This is a genomic window from Verrucosispora sp. ts21 (assembly GCF_002879555.1).
Classification (GTDB): Bacteria; Actinomycetota; Actinomycetes; order Mycobacteriales; family Micromonosporaceae; genus Micromonospora; species Micromonospora gifhornensis.
The window spans coordinates 1-2,743 of the sequence record NZ_PNOZ01000159.1; the positions used below are offsets into that span (position 1 = coordinate 1).

3 protein-coding genes are annotated in these 2,743 nt (G+C 69.0%); all 3 read right to left on the minus strand.

Features of this window, described 5'->3' with window-relative positions; all coding sequences use genetic code 11:
* Nucleotides 1–107: 107 nt before the first annotated feature.
* From C1A38_RS30320 to istA, 3 genes are read right to left on the minus strand one after another with little or no spacing between them, the layout of a single operon-like run.
* On the minus strand, nt 108–368 hold the full coding sequence (locus C1A38_RS30320) for a hypothetical protein (protein WP_102661094.1): 261 nt from the start codon (nt 366–368) through the stop codon (nt 108–110).
* Nucleotides 368–1,129 (minus strand): IS21-like element helper ATPase IstB, encoded by a 762-nt coding sequence (gene istB, locus C1A38_RS30325; protein ID WP_102661095.1) that lies wholly within the window; start codon nt 1,127–1,129, stop codon nt 368–370. Before istB ends, C1A38_RS30320 begins: the two co-directional genes overlap by 1 nt.
* Complete coding sequence (gene istA, locus C1A38_RS30330) at nt 1,126–2,553, minus strand: IS21 family transposase (RefSeq protein ID WP_233197118.1); 1,428 nt, start codon at nt 2,551–2,553, stop codon at nt 1,126–1,128. Before istA ends, istB begins: the two co-directional genes overlap by 4 nt.
* Nucleotides 2,554–2,743 lie beyond the last annotated feature (190 nt).

A 2,743-nucleotide genomic window follows, 5' to 3' on the forward strand; every position in this document is an offset into this window, starting at 1 on the left:
ACTGGCTCCACGAGCAGGACAGCAAACGCGGCCGGCGGGTCGAGTACTCCCTCGGTGTCGGGGTACTCGTTGGAGTGCAGAGGTGAGTACGGCTGATCTTGCGGAGGTCAGGCGTCGTGGTGGGCACCTTGTTCGTCACGGTGGGTTGTGTCTTGCAGGCGCAGGCGGGTGAGGCCGAGCATGTCGATCAGCCATCCGGGTCCGCCGGTGATGCCGCGGGCGCGTAGGAGGGTGTCGACCTCGTGGTGGGTCGCCGGAGTGGTGCGGGCGAGGAAGTCCTCGCAGATCTGGAGCAGGAGTGGCAGGAGATCGCGGTGGTTGGTGTCGCTGGTGGTCGCGGGGTCGTCCGGGGTGGCCGGGGTGGGCATCAGGCGACGTTCTCGATGGCGGTGAGGCGGTTCTTGAGTCGGTAGCTGGGGCCGTTGATGGGGACGACGTCGCAGTGGTGCAGGAGCCGGTCGAGGATGGCGGTGGCCAGGACCTCGTCGCCGAAGACCTGACCCCATTCGCCGAAGCCTTTGTTCGAGGTCAGCAGGGTGGAGCCCTTCTCGTAGCGTTTCGAGATCACTTGGAAGACGAGGTTGGCCTCGGGTCGTTCGAGGGGTTGGTAGCCCACTTCGTCGATGACCAGGACGGTGGGGCGTAGGTAGGTCTGCAGCTTGCGAGCCAGGCGGCCGATCGCGTCGGCGGCGGTGAGGTGGCGGACCATGTCGTCGAGGGTGGTGAAGTAGACGGTGAATCCGGCTCGGCAGGCGGCGACCGCGAGGGATACGGCGATGTGGGTCTTGCCGACGCCGGGCGGGCCGAGGAGAGCGACGTTGGCTTTGGCCTGCACGAACGCGAGGGTGGCGAGGTCACGGACCTTGCGGGGGTCCAGGTCGGGTTGGAAGCTGAAATCGTAGTCGTCGAGGGTCTTGTGGTGTGGCAGCTTCGACAGGCGTAGCCCGGCGCGGAAGCGGCGTTCGTCGCGGACGGCGAGTTCCTCTTCCAGGACGAGGTCGAGGAACTCCAGGTAGCCCATGGCTTCGGTGTCGGCCCGGTCGGTGAGTTCCCGCAGTGTCTTGGCCAGGTGAGGCAGGCCGAGTTTGGTGGCGCTGGCGTGGATGCGGTTGGTGACCAGCTCACTCACTTCGAGACGTCCTTCAGGTGTGGGCGGTGGGTGAACGGGCTGGCCGCAGCGATCTGCTCATAGACCGACAGCGGCCGGGCCTCGACGGCGATCTGGGCGGCGGCGGCGCGGTTGAGCAGGGCTTGCAGCGGTCCCTGGCCGCCGTTGTGGCGGGCCGGTCGGCGTGTGGTCGGCTGCCCGCCGTCGGGGTCGCCGGTGGTGACGGCACGGGTGTGTCCGTCGGGCAGACCGTCCCAGTGGCTTTCGTCGACGACGCGGGCGCCGCGGCCCACGGCCCGCTGGTGCGTGGCCAGCAGCGTGGTGCCGTCCAGGCCGGGCACGGTGGCGTGGATGGTGACGGTGGCGGCGCTCGCCCGAATCTCCACGAGCTGGCGGTGGCGGACCCGTCGGGCCGGCACGGAGTAGAGGTTGCCGGCGTAGGCGACCAGGCAGTCCTTGCCGACGTGCCGCAGATGCCGGTCGGCGACCACATACGCCCTGGCCGGGATCGGTCGCAGCGCGGCGTGGTCACGGACCGCCCGCACGCCGATGATCTCGCCGTGGGTGCGATGCCGCACGGCCCGCCGCTGCGGCACCCAGGCCACGAACGTGGCATCGAGCTCGGCCAGCGACGAGAACGCCCGCCCGGCCAGGACATGATCACGGACGATGGTGACCTGCCGTTCGACCCGCCCTTTGCCGGTCGGCCGATAGGCGGCCAGCACGTCGATGTCGAAGTCGTAGTGCCCGGCGAACGCGACCGCTTCCGGGTGCAGCGGCACCGCCTGGCCTGGGGCGACGTGCCGGCGGACCACGGTCTTTGTCCGGTCGTAGACGATCGCGCCGGGGACCCCGCCGAAGTGCGCGAACGCCCGCCGGTGACACTCCCAGAACGCGGCCAGGTCCTGGCTGGTGGTGAAGCAGCAGAACGGATCCCGCGAGTACGACAGCACCATGTGGAACGAGTACACCTTCGGGATTCCGACGTGAGCGAGGATGCCGCCCTCGTCGCCCCAGTCCACCTGCGCCTGCGCACCCGGGACGACCTCGAACCGGCGGTGCAGCCCCGCCAGCTGATCCGGGCTGATCCCCAACTCCGCGGCGATCCGCGGCCGAGCCTGCTGCAGATACAACTTCACCCGCTGGTAGTTACCGGTGAACCCGTACTGCTCGACCAGGCGTTCGTGGATCACCGTGCCCTTGAGCAGCAACTCCGCCCGCAACCACGCATCGACCACATGCGCGAACACATCGATCAACTGCCCACGAGCCGGCCGCGCCGCAACCGGCGGCACCACCTCGCCACCACCAGCAGCCAGGTACTTCTTCACCGTCCGCCAGTTCAGGCCCGTCTCACGAGCGATCTCCGAGACACTCGCACCAGCCTCGTGCAACGCCCGGAACCGGCGCACATCCAGCCACCGCTGCCCATCCAACGCCCCCACCGCCAGCCGCCCCACGCCGGTCCGATCACGACCCGAGCAGCCTCACCCTCAGTCACCCGCTGACGACGGACAAACGGTGCGCACCTCTGCAAGATCAGCTGTACGTAGCTCTGCACTCCAGGCCGTACCCCGACACTCGGCTGGTCGATCGGCGAGGCCGAACGCGCCGCCATCACCGCCCTACCCGCCC